This is a genomic window from Rhodovibrio salinarum DSM 9154, from assembly GCF_000515255.1.
Lineage (GTDB): Bacteria > Pseudomonadota > Alphaproteobacteria > Kiloniellales > Rhodovibrionaceae > Rhodovibrio > Rhodovibrio salinarum.
Genome location: NZ_KI911559.1, coordinates 3,810,480 through 3,828,851, shown reverse-complemented (window position 1 = coordinate 3,828,851; position 18,372 = coordinate 3,810,480). Strand labels below are relative to the sequence as shown.

The following is an 18,372-nucleotide window of genomic DNA, read 5'->3' as shown; positions in this document are numbered from 1 at the left end:
GACGTCCCGTGGCGCGATTGTTCGTCGCACCGTAGGTGATTTGTCATGGGGGTGCAACCGAATGCCGTTCGAAAGTGAAAATTTACGCGCCTTCGCACATGCAAAAACGAACATATACGAAAGGAGATGGCGCGATTGTTGCCGATAGGCGGCTTATTGGAGCGTTTAGATGTTCGCTTCCGAACCCATTACGTGGATCTTCGCATGCACGCTCCGGTGAAGTTGACTCCTATGGTCAAGTAAGTCTTAACGCGTCATTCGGCACACTTTACACTCCCAACTGGTGTCGCGTGTCGTAAGAGGTCGCGAATGACGACGTCTGATCGCGCCGGCGACGCGCCCCGGCGTTCGTACGGTATCGGTGAGGGCGGCAACTGCCACGCAGGCGCCGGAGACGATTCTGCGCCATTCGCGTTGCGCGCGTCCGACCAGTCGAGTGAAGCCGGCCCATTGGGGCAGCTTTCACCCGAGACGTTGTTGCGCATGTTGGCCGATGCCGGTGTGGGCATCTACGCGACTACGCGCACGGGTGCGTATACCTACGCCAACCACTGCTTTGCCCAGTTGCTCGGGTTCGACACGGCTGAGCAGTTGATGGCGGCCGGCAAGCGCGCCGATGCGTTCTACGCCGACCCGGATGATCAGGCCTACGTGCGCGAGCTGAACGATCGCGGTCAGTCCGTGCAGGGGCGCATTGTGCGGGTTCGGCGGATCGACGGCGCGACCATCTGGGCATCCGAGCACGCCAATCCGATCATTAACCGCGCTGGCGAGGTTATTGGCTATTTCGGCAGCCTCGCCGACGTGACCGATCTGGTCGAGACGCAGCAGCGTCTGCGCGAGGCCGAGGTCGACTATCGCCGGATGTTCGAGCGCGCGAGCGAGGGGATTTATCGATCTTCCCCGGACGGGCGGCAGTTGCGCGCGAACCCGGCGCTGTGCGCCCTCAACGGCTACGCGACCGAGGCCGAGCAGCTCGCCGCTGTGACTGACATCGGCCGGGAGTGGTACGTCGACCCCACCCGACGCGATACCTTCCGCGAAATTCTGGCACGCGACGGGGTGGTGCGCGACTTCGAAAGCGAAGTCTACCGTCACGCCACGGGCGAGCGTATCTGGATTTCCGAAAACGCCTACTTGGTCCGCGATGCGCGCGGCGCGCCGCTGTTCTACGAAGGCACCGTGCGCGACATCACCGATCGCAAGCAGGCCGAGTGGGAAGCCAAGGCCGCGCTGCGCCGAGCAGAGAATGCCAACCGGGCCAAGAGCGAATTTCTGGCGCACATGAGCCACGAGCTGCGCACCCCGCTCAACGCCATCCTGGGGTTCGCCGATCTGCTGCGTACCATGCAGACGACGCTCTCGCCGGAGAAGCTGCGTGAGTATGTCGAGCATATTCACGCCAGCGGTAGCTATCTGCTTGATCTGATTAACGACATTCTCGATCTGGCCCGGATCGAAAACGACGCTTTTCCGCTGGATCTTGGCGCGCAGGACGCGCAAGCGGCGGTCGTCGGGGCGGTCGCCGCGGTCCAGCCGATCGCTGCCGAGCGGTCGATCGCGATCTCGGTCGACACGGCGGAGGTGCAGGGCGTGCAGGTGCACGCCGACCGGCGCGCCCTGTACCAGGGGCTGCTCAACCTGCTGTCCAACGCGCTGAAGTTCTCGCCAGATGGTGGCCAGGTCTCGTTACACGCCGCGCTGTCGGACCTACAGGGGCAAGACGGCCAGGCTGTGCGGTTTTCCGTGAAGGATCGCGGACCCGGCTTTCCGCAGAAACTGCTGGAGAAGTTAGGCGAACCCTTCTTGGTTGAGGCCGGCCTGACGAACGTGCGGCCGTCCGGGACCGGCTTGGGGCTGGCGATCACCAAGGCGCTGGCCGAGCGCATGCGCGGCAAGCTTGTTGCCGGGAACCGGCCGCATGGCGGTGCCTGCGCCTGCATTTACATCCCGCGGATTGATGGGAAGTCCTGAGTCAGGAGTAACCCGCAGTTCGGGCGGCATCGGCAAGACAGTCCAGGCAGTAGTGCCATCCCTGCTCTGAAGCCATGCCGTCGCGATAGGCGCGCCAGTCGTCCCCGTGACGCTGGAAAGCCCGGTGGGTCAGGGTTACGCGCGTGCTGGTGTCGGTGGCTTCGAAAGCGACCTCCACCTCGCTGGCTTGGGCGGGGTCTGGTTCGATCCGGCGGTCCGCGGTGATTTGCCATAGGAAGGCCAGGTGATCGGGAGGGTCCGCTTTGGTGACCGTGCCCCAGGTGATTTCCTGGCCTTTGACGTCACGCTCGAAGCAGCGGCCGCCGGACTTTGGCTCGATGCCGATCGTCGACAGCCGGTCCTGACTGAAGGAGTAGGCTTGTGGCCACCAATCCTGAAACCGGGCGACGAACAGCGTCCACACTTCTGCGGGGGCGAGCGGGACGATCACAGTTCGGGTCACCGTATCGTCATCCGACGTCATGATCAGCTCTCCAAAGAATGTGCAACCCGTTTTGAGCTCCTGGCGGGTTTCCAGTTGCGCGTGTTAAGGCGTTCCAGCGGGTGCCACGTCCGGGTCGCGTGGGGTGCCGTCGGCGGCGGACTGGCTGTCGACCGGGGCCGGGGCGATGTGCAGCTGTACCTCGGACTGTTTGAGCAAGTCGCGGATCGGCGCCGGCGGGCTGCGGTCGGTGAATACGGCCGAGAGCTGGGTCAGGCTCCCCAGGCGCACCATGGCGTTGCGGCCGAACTTGGTATGGTCGGCCACCAGGAAGACCTGGCGCGAATTCTCCATGATCGCCCGCGCCACGCGCACCTCGCGGTAATCGAAATCGAGCAGCGTGCCGTCGGCGTCGATGCCGGAGATGCCGATGATCCCGAAGTCCAGCTTGAATTCGCCGATCAGGTCGATCGCCGCTTCGCCGACGATGCCACGGTCGCGGGTGCGGACCAGGCCGCCGGCCACGGTCACCTCGAAGTCCGCCTTGGACGACATGATCGAGGCGACGTTCAGGTTGTTGGTGATCACCCGCAGGCCGCGATGGCCCATCAGCGCCTTGGCGACCTCCTCCGTCGTCGTGCCGATGTTGATGAACAGCGAGGCTTCGTCCGGGACCTGCTCGGCGAGCGCCCGGGCGATCGCCTGCTTCTCGCCCTGCCACAGTACCTGTCGGGTCTGATAGGCGAGGTTCTCCACGCTGGACGGCAGACCGGCGCCGCCGTGGTAGCGGCGCAGCAGCTCCAATTCGCACAACTGGTTGATGTCGCGCCGGATCGTTTGCGGCGTTACCTCGAAGGTCCGCGCCAGCGCGTCGATCGAGACGAAGCCGCGTCGGCGCACCAGTTCCAGGATGCGCTCCTGGCGCGCGGTCGGCTGCCGGCATGTCGCCTGATTGCCCGCACCGGAATCGGACGGGGCGGCTGGAGCCGGATCGCCCTCGGGACGGGGGGTGGCCTCCGCGCGGACGGCCGTTTCGGAGTCGCTCTGCGGTTCCGGGGCCGCGTCTGGCGGTTTCTTCAGGGAATGCGACATCAACCGGCTCTCTGCGTCGTAACGGTCTTCACCCTAAGGGGTTCGCGCGCACGTGGGAATCGGCAGGTTTCAAAGCGCGGATATCGTTTGGAGTGAGTTTCTAACTGGGAAGTGTGCGCCTCGCGCTTGACAGCGCATGCAAGCATGCTCGGAATCATAGCTTCAAAGACGACGCAACCGCGACACCATGCCAAATCGGACCTGCTATGTCGGGCATCTGTGTGATCGAGATCACATGGGTATGGTAGAATAATCACCGGAAACATGTCGTCAGGAAGTTCGGCCACTCTCGGCGTGTCGTGGAGCGGTCACGGTCGATGAAAAAAATCCAGAACATCGTCCGTGACGTAAACAGCCGGAGATGGCTTCAGGGATATCTCGGCACCCGGGGAGGGGGCTGCAAAGATGACAACGGGTGTTGCTGAATCGGACTATCAGGCTGCGCGTATGCTGCGGGCTTTGTCCCGCGTCGTCGACGCCAAGGCGAATCGCAACGGGTTGCGACCCTATCATATCGATGCCCTGCGCTTCTTCGCCGAGCACGAGGCGACGCAGCGCACGACCGCAGGCTTCGCCAAGGCCCATCACCTGTCACCCGGACGCGCGTCCACCTTGATCAGCCAGTTGGTCGAGCAAGGCTATTTGCGGATGGATTCCAACGGGCCTGAGGACGCTTGGATGAGCGTTACCGCTCAAGGCGAGCGTGCCCTACAGGTCGATCCCTTGATCGCGCTGGCCGCCGCCATGGCAGATCTGCCGGAAAGCCGGCGCGAAGCTTTTCAGGCTGGTCTGCAGGACCTGTGCAAGCGGGTTGGAGAGGCGCGCTGACCCGGTGGTCGACGGCCATCCGCGTTGGCTGATCTTCCGGTGGTATGATTGCAGGGCCGCCCTGGGACGCTGGACATTGGTGCTCTTAGCCCGTTCGTTGGCGTGGTGTTTGAGAAGGGTGTCGGCGGCGCGTTGCGGTTGAAACGCTTGCTCCGGTCACGTGGGACTAGTAGTGTGCGCTGCAGCATGGAATTGCGGCACTGCAACAAGGAAGGGCAGCGTTCGATGACGGACGAGCGCAAGGGCGACGCGCCGATGCGGGCGATGCAGGACCTCCATGGTTACTTCATCGAGGACCTGGAGGTCGGCATGACCGACAGCTACGGCAAGACGGTGACCGAGGCCGATGTGGTCATGTTCGCAGGGATTTCCGGCGACACCAATCCGGTCCACCTGAACCAGAACTTTGCCGAGCAGACGATGTTCAAGGGCCGGATCGCTCACGGCATGCTGGCGGCGAGCTTCATTTCCACGGTGCTGGGCACGCGCTTGCCGGGGCCGGGGTGCATCTACTTGGGGCAGACCCTGAACTTCAAGGCGCCGGTCAAGATCGGCGACACCGTGCGCGCCCGCGTTACGGTGACCGAGGTCAACCGCGAGAAGAAGCGGGTCAAGGTCGACACCGTCTGCACCGTCGACGGCAAGACGGTGCTCGATGGCGAGGCCCGCCTGATGGTCAATAGCCGCGCGGAGGTCCGTGGCCGCCCCGAGGAAGAGGTCGGCGCGGTCCCGCCGCCGCACAGCCACACCAACGCGGCGGAGTAACCGCACGCCCCTCGCTTGCGGCGGGGGAACACGAGGCTCGGGAAGGGGCCGGTGCCTGTGGCAGACGGGCGCCGGCCCCTTTTTTCTTGAGCGAAGGCGCGCTACACCGGAGCCGCCCACGCCAACGGCGGCTGGCATGCCCCTGGGACAGCGCGCAAAGCGAGCGACGATGGACGTCTACCGGCATACCCACGACCTGCCCGACAGTGCGCGCGGCGGCGTCGTCGCGATCGGCAACTTCGACGGGCTGCACCGCGGCCATCGGGGGGTGCTGGCCGAGGCGCAGGCGCGTGCCCGCGCGCTTGGCGTGCCGTGCAACGTGATGACCTTCGAGCCGCACCCGCGTCGGCTGTTCAAGCCGGACCAGCCGCCCTTCCGGCTGAGTGCTCTGCGCACCCGGTTGCGGCTGATGGAGGCGCTCGGCATCGACAATGTGTTCGTCCTGCAGTTCGACTGGGACTTCGCCAAGATCCCTGCGGAAGATTTCGTCACCAACCTGCTCGTCCGTGATCTGCAGGCGGCGCATGTGGTGGTCGGGCGTGGCTTCCGCTTCGGCTACAAGCGCCAGGGTGACATCGACCTGTTGACCCGGCTGGGCGAGACGCACGGCTTTGGCGTCTCCGCACTCGATGCGGTGCAGGACGAGCATGGCGAGACGATCTCCTCCTCGCGCGTGCGCGCCTGCCTGCAGGCAGGCGAGGTGCGCGAGGCGCAGCGTTTGCTGGGGCGGCCCTGGGAGGTCGAGGGGCGCGTCGAGCATGGCGCCAAGCGCGGCCGCGAGATCGGCTTTCCGACCGCCAACGTGCCGCTCGGCGAATACCTGGAGCCGATGCACGGCATCTACGCCGTGCGTGCGGGCGTCGACAACGGGCCGGACACCTTCTGGATGGACGGCGCGGGCTACATCGGCACCCGCCCGTCGGTGCACGGTGACAACGTTCTGCTCGAGGTCTCGCTGTTCGACGTCAGCCCGGATCTCTACAACAAGCATCTGCGCGTGCAGCTGATCGCGTTCCTGCGTGGCGACCATACGTTCGACAGCATGCAGGCACTCTCCCTGCAAATTGCCGAGGACTGCCGCCACGCCCGCCGGGTGCTGGAAAACGAGCCGCCGGTGCCGATCGAGGGCGCGGGAAGCTAGAAGGCTCCCCTAGAGCCCCGACTGTCGTTGGGTCGGATCACCCGGGTTTCTGGCACCAGAACTGGTACATGCCTCGAAACATCTCCGGGTGCTCGCGTTCAAACGCGGCCCAGGCCGCCAGATCCGTGAGTTTGTCAGGCTCCGGATACCGGGTGCGGAAACGGCGATAGCTTGCCATATTGGCGGGTTCCAGGCCGAGGAACGCCAAGTCGCATTCCGCGAGCATCCGTTGGATTTGCATAAAGTCGAACTGATGCTCGCACACATGCAGGAGCATATCCCGCACCAGGCTGGTGGCGAAGAAATCGGACCGCCGCAACAGACTGCGCGCGTGCGGATCGCCGGCTTCGGCCCGTTCACGGACCCAGGCGCGTAACCGCTGGATGCCACGCGCATCGCCTTGGATGGCGTTCTGTTCGGTCCATGCGCGTGCCCAGTTGATGTCCGCCCGCCCGGCGCGGCTGTACAGGCCGAGCTTGAGCAGTCCCCCGGGCCGGAGGCGTTTCACAAGCTGTCCCAACCCGGCCGTGGGATCGGCCAGGTGGTGCAGGACTCCGACGCTCTCGATGACGTCGAACGTCTCGTCCATCTGCTCAAGCTCCAGCAGATCGGCTTGAGCATAGGAGACGTTCGCCAGGCCCAGCGCCTCGCTCTGGCGACGCGCATAGCCGAGGCTGCTCCGGCTTAGGTCGATCGCCAGCACCTCGCAGCCTGTGAACCGAAAGGCGGTGCGGATGGCGTGACGACCGGTTCCGCAGCCTGCGACGAGCACGCGCGCGCCTGTCTGCGCGGGCAGGGCGTGGACCGGACCGGTCCCGACGTTCTCTCTCAGATAACGATCGAGAGACAACGGCACCGTCGGGACATCGAGCTTTCGCCAGCGCGGATAGGGGTGGGACTCGTATTGTGCCTGCACGGCACATGACGTTTCGTCGGTGATGGGGGTCAGCGTCGGGAGGGATGCGCGCAGATTTGCTTCCCGTGCGGGTTCATTGAGCTGCAGCTCGATCAGGCGCGCGATCGGTTCGGGCCAATCGAAGCGGTTGAGGCGCTCTCCATTTTCCAGTTGATGGAGCGGCTGATAGGCGGCAACCGCAGCGACGATTTCGGGGGTGGGTTGGCGCCCGGCTGCGAGATCGGCCGTGCATTGTGCCGCTGCCGCCTGAACATGACCGTTATCCGGAGCCTCAACCACGTCGAGGTATTCGCTGAGGAAGCTCTGGGCCGCCACGGCGGCGGCACACGCCAGCGCCGGGGCGGACAACTGTTCTTCGGCACGCGCCTGCGACACGAGCATCTGCCGGAAGCGTGCCAGGGCGTCTTCCACCTGGGGACTGCAGATCGGGGTCAACCACGCGAAGCGGTCGAACAGCGCAATCCGGCCGAGTCGGGCCGCAAGCTCGTTAAACGATACCCGGGCCGGATCGTGCGAGGGGTCGGTCAGCGACAGCAGTTCACGGAACGCTGCATGTGTTTCCAATAGGCTTAGGATCGGCCGGGTCAGTCGCACCGGGTCGCAGTACCGGCGGTCGAGCAGCTGCACGATCCATTGCTCGATTTCCGGGGAGGCGGTGTCATAGGTGCACGGCTCCAGGGTGGCCGCGAAACGCTGCCAGAAACGGTCGTTATCGCGCGCCCGCTCAAGCGCCGCGCACTGCGCGGCGACGGCGTCCTGGTGGTGGCCGCACGCAGCCTGTGCGGTGCCGAGGTTGCTCCAGGCATCGGCGTAGTCAGGTCGGTGAGCCAGCGCGGCGCGAAAGGCGTCCATCGCCTGTTGCGGATGGTGCAGGTCGAGCAGCGCGTTGCCGAGGTTGTTATGCGCTTGCGCCAGGCTCGGCTGTGCTGCGATCGCCCGTTGGTGGCAGGCCACGGCTGCTTCGGCGCGTCCTGCGGACCTGAGCGCCATGCCGAGATTTGTGAGTGTGGCGGGGTCCTCTCCCTTGAGCGCCAACAACTGTTCGAACGTTTGGATGGCGGCGTCGATTTCCCCGGTCGCCCAATAGGCCATTGCCAGATTGTTCAGCGCCCCGGGATGGCGTGGCTGCAGTGCCAACGTCCGGCGATAGCATTCCGCAGCTTCGTGCCACTCGGACAGATGCTGATGGGCGACGCCGAGATTGAACTGGATTTCGGCGTTTGTCGGGGCCTTGCTGGCGGCACGGCGCAAGTACGTGAGGCTGCGTTGCGGGGCGCCGCGCTGCTGGGCGATCACGCCCAGCATCATGAGACCGCTGGGCTGATCGGGCGTGCGCCTCAGAGCCTGGCGGCAAACGGACTCGGCGCTGCGCAGTTGCCCCCGCCGAAGCAGGTCGCGCGCCCGGGCAAAGGGATCATCACTTTGGTTGAACTGCGTCGTCGCCACGGGAATATCCGGTCAAATGTTAAAGTCCGATGACACTCGGGATCATCGGGCTGTCGCAAGACGTCAGACCGGATACTGGGGTGCGACATATGGTCGCCACCGGGCTGTGGCAGGGAGGGCCGCGCCTAGTCATCGCGCATAGGGATGACGGAGTTTGGCGCCGGAGCCATGTCCTTCTGCGGCGATCATCCGACCAACCGGGGAGCGTCTAATATTCTGAGCGACATCAAACGCCTTTGGCGCGGCGAGGTTGCCCTGGGCGCGGCGTTTTGGGGCTGGCTGATCCTGGGCGGCGTGCTGGTCAATGGCATGACCACCGCGCTCAATCTGGTCCTGGTGACGCGGGATCTCCCGATCACGGGACTGGTGGTCGGCTATGCCATCTCCGTGCCGTACAACCTGCTCGCCATGATCGGTGTCTGGCGGTCGGCGGAGAACTCCGATGGCGACCCAGGCGTCGCACGGGGTTTGCGCTGGCTTGCCGTGATCATCGCGGCCGTGTTGTGCGTGACGTAGGGCGGAGCAGACCCTAGGCCCGCATCCCGCTTACGTGACAACTGCGTTTATGGGCTATGGCAAGCCTTGTGGGGAATTTCTAGGCGCGCATCTGGTCCCTCGTAAGCGCAGTCACGTTTAACTGCGCACCATGACAAGGGAGGACACCATGTTTCGCAAATTCGCCAGCGTTCTGTCGGTTACGGCCCTGATCGCGCTGGGGGCCTGCTCCAACACCTGGGACGGCATGCAGCAGGATGTTGAGAACGCCGGCGACGAGGTCGAGGAAGAAACCGACGACATGTAGGGCGCAACACGAAAGCGCCGCTTTGACAGAACGCCACGCCCGCCCTCAGGGCGTGGCGTTCTGTGTTTGGGCGGTGGCCGTGGCGAACAGGCAGGTGATATCCAGTTCGGCACACACGCCAATCGAATACGCGTACGCGCGCCCATGGCGTCGATTGCACGCGCCATCCCGGCTTGCGAGGCGGCACGAACTCGGCTGTCATGCGCCCCGACCAAGGATGCGAAGGAGTCGAGCGCGCCGATGACACCCAGCACTTCCCCCGCTCAGCCGAATGCCGATGTTTCCGCGGATGGTCCGCCGCAGTTTGATGCCGCGTTCCGCGCGCAACTTGCCGAGCTGTTCGCCTGGCGGCGCGACGTGCGTCGGTTCAGGCCGGATTCCTTGCCCGAGGGCGCGCTCGACGCGCTGATCCGGCAGGCGACCCTGGCGCCGTCGGTCGGTTTCTCGCAGCCGTGGCGCTTTGTCACGGTGCATGATCCCGACCGCCGGGCGGCTGTCGCGGAGAACTTCGAACGCTGTAACGCGGAAGCCTTGCAGGCCTACTCGGGTGACCGGGCACGGGCCTATGCCCGCCTCAAGCTCTCTGGCCTGCGCGAAGCGCCGGAGCATCTGGCCGTGTTCGCCGCGGAAGCCACGCAGCGGGGCCACGGCGTGGGCCGGCAGACGATGCCGGAGACGCTGCGCTACTCGGTGGTGACGGCCGTTTATACCCTCTGGCTCGCCGCGCGGGCACAGGGGATCGGTGTTGGCTGGGTGTCGATCCTGGAACCAGAGCTCGTCCGCCGTACCCTGGAAGTGCCGGAGAGCTGGTCGCTGGTCGCCTACCTCTGCGTCGGCTATCCGCAGGAGGAGCACAGCGACCCCGAACTGGCCCGTTACGGGTGGGAAGCCCGGGCGGATGACGACGAGGTCATAATCCGGCGCTAAAGCCAGGTCGGGCAAGGTGCCTTGACCTTGCCCGACCTGGTCCTCGCTTCAAACAGGATGGGGCGCGTTCACGCCGACGGTTCGGCTACTCTGCCGCGGCGGCGAGTGCCGGCTCGGGGCGCAGGTAGCACCAGAGGTGTGCTGGCGGGAGGTTGGCCAACGTCAGACCCAGCCGCCGGCCGGTCATCTGCAGCTTCTCGTAGGGCAGCGGCGATTTCAGCGAATAGGTGTACTGCAGCACCTGCCCGCCTTCGCGCAGGATCGAAAAGCACTCGTCCATGTAGGCGCGCTGCTTGGCCAGCGGGAACTGCAGCGCGGGAATGCCGGAGATGACCGTGTCCAGCTTGCCGACCAAGTCGGGCTCGAGCAGTTTGCGCGGCTGGCTGGCGTCGCCCTCGATCACGGTCGCCTTGGGGAAACGCGTGCGCAGGTAAGCGACGTAGTCCGGGTCCAGCTCGACCAGGATCAGCCGTTCTTCCGGTAGGCCGGCGGCGATCAGGTAATCGGTCACCGTGCCGGTGCCCGCCCCCAGTTCCATCACCAGCTCATCGGGGCTGGTTACCGTATTGCGTGCGACCATCCGGCACAGGCTGGGTGATGAAGGCAGTACCGCGCCAACGCGCAGCGGGTGCGCGATCCAGCGGCGCAGGAACAGCGACAGTTCAGTCGGCTTTTTGGCCATTGAGTTGTCCCGCGAAAGCGAACGATTTCTTGCGGTGGCGTTAAGACCGCATGCAATATCCACAGTTGATCCCGCAACGCAAGCGTCCAGGGATGACGCCTCTGTGGCGTTTCGGTCGCAGGGATGGCTGGCGAGGTCGCAAGGCGGACGGCGGTTTCGGATCGGTGGGCACCGCCTGTGCCTTGACCGCTTTCAGGGCGTTGATACAGTCGCGCGCGCTCAAAGCGCGCACGGCCGTCAGCTGCCTGCACGCCACCGGCTTTAGTTGCGCTTCGAGCGCGCGCCCGTCGTCATCCGCGCTGTTTTCGAGAGTTTTCGCATAATGAGCGTCGACTACAAATCGACCGTCTTCCTGCCCCGCGCCGACAATTTCCCGATGCGCGCGCGCCTGCCGCAGCGCGAGCCGGAAACGCTTAAGGCCTGGGACGAGATGGACCTGTTCGGGCGGCTGCGCGAACAGTCCAAGGGCCGGGAGAAGTTCGTCCTGCACGACGGCCCGCCCTATGCCAACGGCCATCTGCACATGGGCCACGCGCTCAACAAGATCCTGAAGGACGCGATCAACCGCTCGATGCAGATGCTGGGCTACGACGCCCACTACGTTCCTGGTTGGGACTGCCACGGCCTGCCGATCGAATGGAAGGTCGAGGAGGGCTACCGCAAACAGGGCCAGGACAAGGACAGCATCGATCCGGTCGAGTTCCGCCGGGAGTGCCGGGAGTTCGCGGACTACTGGATCTCCCAGCAGATCGAGGAGTTCAAGCGTTTCGGCGTGGTCGGCAATTGGGCGGACCCGTACCTGACGATGTCCTACCCGGTCGAGGCGCAGATCGTCCGCGAGATCGGCAAGTTCCTGCAGAACGGCGGGATGTATCGCGGCGACCGCCCGGTCCTCTGGTCGGTTGCGGAGAAGACCGCGCTCGCCGACGCGGAGGTCGAGTACCACGAGCACACCTCGCGCACGATCTGGGTGCGCTTTCCGGTCGTCACCGCCAGCCACGCGGCGCTGTCCGACGCCAGTGTGGTGATCTGGACCACCACGCCCTGGACCATCCCGGGCAACCGCGCGATCGCCTACGACGCCGAGGAGACCTATGCGGTGATCGAGGTAACCGAGCCGGGCGAGGGCAGTCTGGCGCAGACGGGCGAGAAGCTGGTCGTCGGTAAGGCCCTGGTAGAACAGGTGGCGAGCGACACCGCGATCGACGGCTATAAGGTGGTCGCCGAGTTCAAGGGCGCCGAGCTTGACGGGACGCTGGCGGCGCACCCCTTCCGCGGCCAGGGCTACGAGTTCGACGTGCCGCTGCTGGCCGGCGGGTTCGTCACGATGGACCAGGGCACCGGCTTCGTGCACGTCGCCCCCGGGCACGGCACAGACGACTGGCTGCTGGGCCGTCAGCACGGCCTGGCGATGCCGCACAACGTCGACGCCGACGGCTACTTCGTCGAGAGCGTACCGCTGTTCGCCGGCGCGCGCGTCTACACGCCCGAGGGCAAGCACGGCGACGCCAACGGCCGGGTGATCGACGCGCTCAAGGACGCGGGCAAGTTGGTCACGCAGGGCAAGCTGCGCCACTCCTACCCGCACTCCTGGCGCTCCAAGGTGCCGCTGATCTTCCGCAACACCCCGCAGTGGTTCATCTCGATGGAGACGAACGACCTGCGGAAGAAGGCCCTGGCGGCGATCGAGGAGACCGACTTCTATCCGGCCTCGGGCAAGACCCGCCTCTACTCGATGATCGAGAACCGCCCCGACTGGTGCGTGTCGCGTCAGCGCAAGTGGGGCGTGCCGCTGCCGATCTTCGTGCACAAGCAGACGGGCGAGCCGCTGCGCGACGCCCAAGTGATCGAGCGCATCGCGCAGGTGTTCGAACAGGAAGGCGGCGATGCCTGGTTCAACTCGGACGCTCAGCGATTCCTGGGCAATGCCTACGACGCCCAGGACTACGAGCAGGTCTTCGACGTCGTCGAGGTCTGGTTCGACAGCGGTTCCACCCACGCTTTCGTGCTGGAGGCGCGCGACGACCTGAAGTGGCCGGCCAGCCTGTACCTGGAGGGCTCCGACCAGCATCGCGGCTGGTTCCACACCTCCATGCTGGAAAGCGCGGGCACGCGCGGGCATGCGCCCTACGAGGGCGTGCTGACCCACGGCTTCGTGCTCGACCCGCACGGGCGCAAGATGTCGAAGTCGCTCGGCAACGTGATCGCCCCGCAAGACATCATGGCGGAGAAGGGCGCGGACATCCTGCGTCTCTGGGTGGTCGCCTCGGACTACAGCGAGGATCTGCGGATCGGCGACGAGATCCTGCGCTACCAGGCCGATGCCTATCGGCGGATGCGCAACACCTTGCGCTTCCTGATCGGCAACCTGGACGGCTTCACCGAGAGCGAGCGCGTCCAGCCGGCCGAGATGCCGGAGCTGGAGCGCTGGGTGCTGCACCGCCTGTGGGAGATCGATCGGGCGATCATGCCGGCGATCCGGCGCTACGACCTGATGAGCGTCTACCGCGAGCTGTACCGCTTTTGCGAGATCGACCTGTCGGCCTTCTACTTCGACATCCGCAAGGACGTGCTCTACTGCGACCGGCCGGACAGCATCCGGCGCAAGGCCTGCCGGACGGTGCTGGACGCGCTGTTCCACCACCTGACCGCCTGGCTGGCGCCGATCCTGGCGTTCACCGCAGAGGAGGCCTGGTGGGCGCGCGGCACGGGACCGGAAGCGAGCGTGCACGAGCGCCTGTTCCCGGAGGTGGCCGACGCCTGGGCGGATCAGCCGCTGGCGGACAAGTGGGCCAAGGTCCGCAAGGTTCGCCGGGTGGTTACCGGCGCGCTGGAACGCGAGCGGGAGGCCAAGCGCATCGGCGCCAGCCTGCAGGCGCACCCGACCGTCTACATCAACGACGACGCGTTGCTGGACGCGGTCGCCGACGTCGACCTGGCGCTGGTCTGCATCACCTCGCAGATCACGGTCGAGCAGGGCGCCGGACCGGAGGATGCCTACCGCCTGGAGGAGGTGCCCGGCGTGGCGGTCAAGCCCGGCCTGGCCGAGGGGCAGAAGTGTCAGCGCTGTTGGCAGGTGCTGCCCGAGGTCGATCGTGATCCCAAGGCGCCGGAGACTTGCGCGCGCTGTGCCGACGCTGTCCACGCCTTGGGCGCGGCGGCGGAATAGCCGGCGGGTCGATGCGAAATACCTGCTTCTCTCGGTAAGCGCGCAAGGGCATCTACCATGTTCCGGTTCGGCCTCGTCATGGCGGCGGTGGTTCTGGTCGCCGACCAGGTCAGCAAGCTGTGGATTCTGGACCTGATGCAGCCGCCGCGGCGGATCGAGGTCACTGGGTTCTTCAACCTCGTGCTGGTCTGGAACCCCGGCGTGTCGTTCGGTTTGCTGGGGGCTGGGAATCCTTGGCAGCCGTGGCTTCTGTCGGCGTTCGCCACGATCGTCGCCGGTGGGCTGCTGTACTGGCTCCACACCGGGAGGCACGGGCGTTGGACCGCGCTTGCCATCGGGTTGATCGTGGGCGGGGCGATCGGCAACGTGATCGATCGTCTGCGCTTCGGCGCCGTGGTCGATTTCCTGGATGTCCACGCTGCCGGCTGGCACTGGCCCGCCTTCAATGTCGCTGACAGCGCGATCGTGGTTGGAGTTGGCGTGCTCTTGCTCGACGCCTTCTTGCGCCGGGACCGGGAAAGCGCGTAACAGTCAGGCGCGTGCACCCCTCTCTGGGACGCCCGTGCGCCGAGCCCCGCCCACTGATGCCGATTGATGGAGCGCCGAGCCGCGCCATGACACACCGCCGCCCAATCCGCCTCGTCACGGTCCTGCTGCTGGCGCTGCCTGCGCTTGCCGGCTGCAGCGACAGCTGGCGCACCAGCCTGGGGCTCAAGCAGACCGCGCCTGACGAGTTCAAGGTCGCGGAGCATGAGCCGCTCGAAATGCCGCCCAGCTTGAGCGAGCTGCCGCCACCACGTGCCGGCGGCGGGCGGCCGCAGGCGACCAGCCCGCGGGTGCGCGCCCAGCAGGCTCTGTTGGCATCGCCGGCCACAGGCCAGGAACAACCGGGGATGCCGGGCGGTCGTGGCGGTCTGAGTGACGGCGAGCAGCGGCTGCTCGCCAACGCCAACGCCGGGGCGGCGCCTGCCGACATCCGCCAGACCGTGGCCCGCGAGGCGGCGGAGCGGGCGGAAGACCTGCAGGGGCCGCTCGACGACTATATTTTCTGGCGCGATCCCGAGCAGCCGGGTGAGGTCGTCGATGCCCAGGCGGAAGCCAGACGCCTGCGCGAGAACCGTGCCCAGGGCAAGCCGCTCGAGGACGGCGAGGTGCCCATTCAGGAGCGCGAAGACCGCGGGATCCTGGGCGGTCTGTAGCGCCGGCCGGACTGTCGTGCCGGCTGCCCCAAGATCGTCATGTTTGATCGTGTTGCCCACGGGCGGCGCGGTCGCCATATGGTCGCTCGGAACGCCGGCGTGCATCGTGGCCCGTTTGATCGGGCGTCGCGACCTGCCGGTGTGACCCGTGCCCGTTCACCCGCGCGAGGTTCGTGGATCCGATGCACCGATTTCCCCGTTTGTTGACGGCCGCCCTGGGCGTGTTCGCGCTCGCGGTCGCTGCAGTTGCCGCCCCCGGCCAGGGGCGCGCCCAGATCTTTAATCCGGAGACTTTCACGCTCGACAATGGGTTGCAGGTGGTGGTGGTCACCAACCGCCGCGCGCCGATCGTCACCCAGATGCTCTGGTACAAGGTCGGCAGCGCCGACGAGCCGATCCAAAAGGCCGGTATCGCCCACATCCTCGAACACATGATGTTCAAGGGTACGGAGAAGCACCCGGACGGCGAGTTCTCCGACATCGTCGCGCGCAATGGCGGGCGCGAGAACGCCTTCACCAGCTACGATTACACGGGCTATTACCAGACGGTCGCCAAGGATCGGCTCGGGCTGATCATGGAGCTTGAGGCCGACCGGATGGAGAACCTGGAGCTCCAGCCCGAAGACGTGAAGACCGAACGCCAGGTGGTCATGGAAGAGCGCGCCCAGCGGGTGGAGACCAACCCGTCCGGCAAGTTGTCTGAGATGGCGAACGCCTCGCTGTTTCTGCACCACCCCTACGGCACGCCGATCATCGGTTGGAAGCAGACGCTGGAAACCGTGTCGGCCGACGACATGCAGGCGTTCTACGAGCGGTGGTACGCACCGAACAATGCGGTGTTGGTGATCGCTGGCGACGTCACGGCCGAGGAGGTCCGGCCGCTCGCGGAGAAGTATTACGGGCCGATCCCAAAAGCCGAGGTGCCCGACCGCGACCGGATCGCCGAGCCGAAGCAGAACGCCCCGCGCCGGGTTGAGTTGGAGAGTTCGCGGGTGCGCCAACCCTCCCTGTCGATCCGCTATCTGGCGCCCAGCTACAACACCGCGGACGACGCGGTGACGCCCTACGCCTTGCAGCTCCTGAGCGAGGTGTTGGGCGGTGGCCCGACCAGCCGGCTGTACGAACGTCTGGTGGTGGAAGATGCCGTCGCGGTGTCCGCTGGCAGTTGGTATTCGCCCAGCTCGGTCGATACCACCGACTTCGGTTTCTACATTTCGCCGCGCCCGGATATCGATCTCGCCAAGGCCGAGCAGGCCTTGCGCGCGGAGATCGAGACGCTGTTGAGCGAAGGCGTCACCAAGCAAGAGGTCGCCAACGCGATCGACCGGCTGCGCGCGGATGCCGTCTACGCCCAGGACGATGTCAACACCGCCCCCCGGGTGATCGGCCAGTCGCTGGTGACCGGCCGCACGGTCGAGGACATTGAGGCTTGGCCACAGCGCATTTCCGAGGTCACGCCGGAGCAGGTCGAGGCCGCGGCGAAGCAGGTGCTCGACCCGGATTCCTCGGTCACCGCGGTGCTGAAGCCCGAACCGACCAGCTAATCCGCTTTACCCAAAGCAGGAACATTCACGATGCTGAAGACGCTGACGACGACCCCGGCGCGCTGTGCCTTGGCCGGGTTGGTGGTAGCCGCGCTTGTCGCCCTGCAGCCGGCCCCGGTGCGTGCTGCGGAAGTTCAAAAGGTCGTCTCCGATCAGGGGATCACTGCCTGGCTGGTCGAGGATCACTCCAACCCGATCCTGTCGCTCCGGATGGCTTTCCGGGGTGGCGCCGCATTGGATCCGGAGGACAAGCCGGGTCTCGCCAACCTCGTCGCCTCCACGATTGACGAGGGCGCGGGGGAGATGTCCAGCCAGGACTTCCAGCAGGCACTTTCCCAGAAGGCGATCAAGCTGTCGTTCGACGCCAGCTTGGATGCCTTCTACGGCTCACTCAAGACGCTGAGCGAAAATCGCGCGCGCGCCTTCGAGTTGATGGCTCTCGCGTTGACCCAGCCGCGGTTCGACGCCGAGCCGGTGCAGCGAATCAAGAGCCAGATTCAAGCCAGTCTGGCGCGGCGTTCGCAGGATCCCCGGTCGGTGGCGAACCTGACGCTGGATAAGCTGATGTTTCCCGACCATCCCTACGGCCAGCCGACCTCGGGCACGCAAGCCAGCTTGCAGCGGATCACGCGCCAGGATCTGCACGACTTCGTGGAAACCCGGTTCGCGCGCGACCGGTTGATGGTGGGTGTGGTCGGCGACATCACGCCGGAAGAGCTGAAACCGCTGCTCGACCGCGCCTTCGCCGATCTGCCGGAAACCACCGGCGACGTGCCGCAGGTCACCGATGTCGCGCCCAAGGGCGCGGGCGAGACGGTCGTGGTCGAGAAAAGCGTGCCGCAGTCCTGGGTCGTGCTTGGCCATGACGGCATCGCGCGTGACGATCCGGATTACTATGCCGCCAGTTTGGTGAACTACGTCCTTGGCGGCGGCCAGTTCGCGTCCCGCCTGTTCACGGAGGTACGAGAGAAGCGCGGTCTGGTGTATTCCGTGTACAGCTATCTGCACCCCCTCGACCACGCCTCGGTGATGGGCGGCGGGCTCGGCACCGGCAACGCCAGTGTTGGCAAGGCGTTGGAGGTGGTGCGCCAGGAATGGCGCCGGATGGCTGAGGAAGGCCCCACGCAGGAAGAACTGGCTGACGCCAAGACGTACATGACCGGGTCCTTCCCGCTGCGCCTCTCGTCGACGTCCAACATCGCCTCGATCCTGGTGGCCATGCAGCAGGAGAACCTGGGCATGGACTACATGGACAAACGCAAGCAGCTGATTGAAAGCGTCACCCTGGATCAGGCCAAGCGTGTGGCCGGCGAGTTGCTGCACCCGGATGATTTGGCCGTGGTCGTGGTCGGTCAGCCGGAAGGCGTCGAGCCAACGCGCGAAGCGCCGCAGATCGGCGACGGGGCAAGCTAGGCGCGGAAAACGCCTGGGTGTCGGCGTGGGCG

At 65.8% G+C, this 18,372-nt stretch carries 16 protein-coding genes; 12 read left to right on the top strand and 4 right to left on the bottom strand.

The genetic code is table 11. The features are described from left to right. Nucleotides 1–309 precede the first annotated feature (309 nt). A complete protein-coding gene (locus RHOSA_RS23415; protein ID WP_081728820.1) occupies nucleotides 310–1,974 on the top strand; it encodes a sensor histidine kinase in 1,665 nt (554 codons plus the stop codon). Between the two features lies 1 nt (nucleotide 1,975). Here the strand turns inward: RHOSA_RS23415 and RHOSA_RS23410 are convergent, their stop codons facing one another. Next, nucleotides 1,976–2,458, bottom strand: a complete 483-nt coding sequence (locus tag RHOSA_RS23410) for an SRPBCC family protein (protein ID WP_051432294.1) — start codon at nucleotides 2,456–2,458, stop codon at nucleotides 1,976–1,978. A gap of 63 nt (nucleotides 2,459–2,521) precedes the next feature. Beyond that, nucleotides 2,522–3,508: a DeoR/GlpR family transcriptional regulator gene (locus RHOSA_RS23405; protein WP_081728819.1), complete on the bottom strand. Its 987-nt coding sequence runs from the start codon at nucleotides 3,506–3,508 to the stop codon at nucleotides 2,522–2,524. A 405-nt stretch (nucleotides 3,509–3,913) separates the two neighbouring features. On the opposite strand from RHOSA_RS23405, the gene RHOSA_RS0117785 reads away from it, so the two are divergent. The 3 genes from RHOSA_RS0117785 to RHOSA_RS0117775 all read left to right on the top strand — a co-directional run bounded on the left by RHOSA_RS0117785 (nucleotide 3,914) and on the right by RHOSA_RS0117775 (nucleotide 6,242). Beyond that, nucleotides 3,914–4,336, top strand: coding sequence for a winged helix DNA-binding protein (locus tag RHOSA_RS0117785; RefSeq protein ID WP_027289737.1), 423 nt, complete (start codon nucleotides 3,914–3,916; stop codon nucleotides 4,334–4,336). Nucleotides 4,337–4,591: 255 nt separating this feature from the next. Then, nucleotides 4,592–5,101: a MaoC family dehydratase gene (locus RHOSA_RS23400; protein ID WP_437123688.1), complete on the top strand. Its 510-nt coding sequence runs from the start codon at nucleotides 4,592–4,594 to the stop codon at nucleotides 5,099–5,101. A 169-nt stretch (nucleotides 5,102–5,270) separates the two neighbouring features. Beyond that, nucleotides 5,271–6,242, top strand: coding sequence for a bifunctional riboflavin kinase/FAD synthetase (locus tag RHOSA_RS0117775; RefSeq protein ID WP_027289736.1), 972 nt, complete (start codon nucleotides 5,271–5,273; stop codon nucleotides 6,240–6,242). A gap of 37 nt (nucleotides 6,243–6,279) precedes the next feature. Here the strand turns inward: RHOSA_RS0117775 and RHOSA_RS0117770 are convergent, their stop codons facing one another. After that, on the bottom strand, nucleotides 6,280–8,604 hold the full coding sequence (locus RHOSA_RS0117770; protein ID WP_027289735.1) for a class I SAM-dependent methyltransferase: 2,325 nt from the start codon (nucleotides 8,602–8,604) through the stop codon (nucleotides 6,280–6,282). Between the two features lie 144 nt (nucleotides 8,605–8,748). On the opposite strand from RHOSA_RS0117770, the gene RHOSA_RS0117765 reads away from it, so the two are divergent. The 3 genes from RHOSA_RS0117765 (at nucleotide 8,749) to bluB (ending at nucleotide 10,333) form a co-directional block, all read left to right on the top strand. Beyond that, on the top strand, nucleotides 8,749–9,120 hold the full coding sequence (locus RHOSA_RS0117765; protein WP_051432293.1) for a hypothetical protein: 372 nt from the start codon (nucleotides 8,749–8,751) through the stop codon (nucleotides 9,118–9,120). A gap of 148 nt (nucleotides 9,121–9,268) precedes the next feature. Next, nucleotides 9,269–9,406 carry an entericidin gene (locus RHOSA_RS25275; protein WP_156092810.1) on the top strand — a complete coding sequence of 46 codons (138 nt, stop codon included), beginning with the start codon at nucleotides 9,269–9,271 and terminating at the stop codon, nucleotides 9,404–9,406. A gap of 240 nt (nucleotides 9,407–9,646) precedes the next feature. Continuing rightward, nucleotides 9,647–10,333, top strand: a complete 687-nt coding sequence (bluB, locus tag RHOSA_RS0117755) for a 5,6-dimethylbenzimidazole synthase (protein ID WP_027289733.1) — start codon at nucleotides 9,647–9,649, stop codon at nucleotides 10,331–10,333. Between the two features lie 85 nt (nucleotides 10,334–10,418). Here bluB and RHOSA_RS23395 read toward each other — a convergent pair whose 3' ends face one another. After that, nucleotides 10,419–11,015, bottom strand: coding sequence for a class I SAM-dependent methyltransferase (locus RHOSA_RS23395; protein WP_037256605.1), 597 nt, complete (start codon nucleotides 11,013–11,015; stop codon nucleotides 10,419–10,421). A gap of 322 nt (nucleotides 11,016–11,337) precedes the next feature. Here RHOSA_RS23395 and ileS point away from each other — a divergent pair, with 322 nt between their 5' ends. The 5 genes from ileS to RHOSA_RS23390 all read left to right on the top strand — a co-directional run bounded on the left by ileS (nucleotide 11,338) and on the right by RHOSA_RS23390 (nucleotide 18,340). Next, nucleotides 11,338–14,184: an isoleucine--tRNA ligase gene (gene ileS / locus RHOSA_RS0117745; RefSeq protein WP_027289732.1), complete on the top strand. Its 2,847-nt coding sequence runs from the start codon at nucleotides 11,338–11,340 to the stop codon at nucleotides 14,182–14,184. 57 nt (nucleotides 14,185–14,241) lie between these two features. Further along, a complete protein-coding gene (gene lspA, locus RHOSA_RS0117740) occupies nucleotides 14,242–14,712 on the top strand; it encodes a signal peptidase II (RefSeq protein ID WP_027289731.1) in 471 nt (156 codons plus the stop codon). Between the two features lie 86 nt (nucleotides 14,713–14,798). Further along, complete coding sequence (locus RHOSA_RS0117735; protein ID WP_027289730.1) at nucleotides 14,799–15,383, top strand: DUF3035 domain-containing protein; 585 nt, start codon at nucleotides 14,799–14,801, stop codon at nucleotides 15,381–15,383. Nucleotides 15,384–15,565: 182 nt separating this feature from the next. Beyond that, on the top strand, nucleotides 15,566–16,927 hold the full coding sequence (locus RHOSA_RS0117730; RefSeq protein WP_051432292.1) for a M16 family metallopeptidase: 1,362 nt from the start codon (nucleotides 15,566–15,568) through the stop codon (nucleotides 16,925–16,927). A 30-nt stretch (nucleotides 16,928–16,957) separates the two neighbouring features. After that, on the top strand, nucleotides 16,958–18,340 hold the full coding sequence (locus RHOSA_RS23390) for a M16 family metallopeptidase (protein ID WP_051432291.1): 1,383 nt from the start codon (nucleotides 16,958–16,960) through the stop codon (nucleotides 18,338–18,340). The last annotated feature ends 32 nt before the right edge of the window (nucleotides 18,341–18,372 follow it).

What these genes read in the sequence shown, in the direction of transcription:
- RHOSA_RS23415 (WP_081728820.1), top strand. Translation starts at nt 310, where the DNA reads ATGACGACGTCTGATCGCGCCGGCGACGCGCCCCGGCGTTCGTACGGT.
- RHOSA_RS23410 (WP_051432294.1), bottom strand. Translation starts at nt 2,458, where the DNA reads ATGACGTCGGATGACGATACGGTGACCCGAACTGTGATCGTCCCGCTC.
- RHOSA_RS23405 (WP_081728819.1), bottom strand. Translation starts at nt 3,508, where the DNA reads ATGTCGCATTCCCTGAAGAAACCGCCAGACGCGGCCCCGGAACCGCAG.
- RHOSA_RS0117785 (WP_027289737.1), top strand. Translation starts at nt 3,914, where the DNA reads ATGACAACGGGTGTTGCTGAATCGGACTATCAGGCTGCGCGTATGCTG.
- RHOSA_RS23400 (WP_437123688.1), top strand. Translation starts at nt 4,592, where the DNA reads ATGCGGGCGATGCAGGACCTCCATGGTTACTTCATCGAGGACCTGGAG.
- RHOSA_RS0117775 (WP_027289736.1), top strand. Translation starts at nt 5,271, where the DNA reads ATGGACGTCTACCGGCATACCCACGACCTGCCCGACAGTGCGCGCGGC.
- RHOSA_RS0117765 (WP_051432293.1), top strand. Translation starts at nt 8,749, where the DNA reads ATGACGGAGTTTGGCGCCGGAGCCATGTCCTTCTGCGGCGATCATCCG.
- RHOSA_RS25275 (WP_156092810.1), top strand. Translation starts at nt 9,269, where the DNA reads ATGTTTCGCAAATTCGCCAGCGTTCTGTCGGTTACGGCCCTGATCGCG.
- bluB (WP_027289733.1), top strand. Translation starts at nt 9,647, where the DNA reads ATGACACCCAGCACTTCCCCCGCTCAGCCGAATGCCGATGTTTCCGCG.
- RHOSA_RS23395 (WP_037256605.1), bottom strand. Translation starts at nt 11,015, where the DNA reads ATGGCCAAAAAGCCGACTGAACTGTCGCTGTTCCTGCGCCGCTGGATC.
- ileS (WP_027289732.1), top strand. Translation starts at nt 11,338, where the DNA reads ATGAGCGTCGACTACAAATCGACCGTCTTCCTGCCCCGCGCCGACAAT.
- lspA (WP_027289731.1), top strand. Translation starts at nt 14,242, where the DNA reads ATGTTCCGGTTCGGCCTCGTCATGGCGGCGGTGGTTCTGGTCGCCGAC.
- RHOSA_RS0117735 (WP_027289730.1), top strand. Translation starts at nt 14,799, where the DNA reads ATGACACACCGCCGCCCAATCCGCCTCGTCACGGTCCTGCTGCTGGCG.
- RHOSA_RS0117730 (WP_051432292.1), top strand. Translation starts at nt 15,566, where the DNA reads ATGCACCGATTTCCCCGTTTGTTGACGGCCGCCCTGGGCGTGTTCGCG.
- RHOSA_RS23390 (WP_051432291.1), top strand. Translation starts at nt 16,958, where the DNA reads ATGCTGAAGACGCTGACGACGACCCCGGCGCGCTGTGCCTTGGCCGGG.